The following is a 447-nucleotide window of genomic DNA, read 5'->3' as shown; positions in this document are numbered from 1 at the left end:
GCTCTGCGCTTTTATTAAACAGACGAACTTGTCCCTCTTGGTCTATAACAATCATACCGTCATGCGTTGAATTTAAAATTAAATTCCCTTGTTGCGTCTGTTCTTCTAGCTTTCCAATTAAACTTTCCTTCTCATGCGCTAGTCTCGTAACAATTTTTGCAATATCCCCTGGTATAAGAAGGGTGTCTTTATGCTTGCTTCCCAATAAAACTTTATGTAAATCATAATCACCTGTCATATCAAACATTACATCAATATGCATAGAAAGAAACGGAGTCACACTATCAGCAATCGGAACYCCATGTTCCTTTGCGATTTGTAATCCTTTCGCAATTGGATTAATATCAATAACCCCTATAATTTGAAATATATTCGAATTTTGCAACAGACTCAGCAGTGTACTCCCACCTTCACCTGCTCCAAYAATTAACACATTTTGTTTCATAY

Annotated in this window: 1 pseudogene; it reads right to left on the bottom strand. The window is 36.3% G+C overall.

What is annotated here, in order from left to right:
• Positions 1–445, bottom strand: a pseudogene (locus AC1DJR_RS33445) (sigma-54-dependent Fis family transcriptional regulator); the annotation flags it as partial.
• Positions 446–447 lie beyond the last annotated feature (2 nt).

Source organism: Bacillus sp. 05T31 (genome assembly GCF_056396725.1).
The sequence above is the reverse complement of the archived record's forward strand: the minus strand, read 5'-3'. Positions and strand labels throughout refer to the sequence as shown.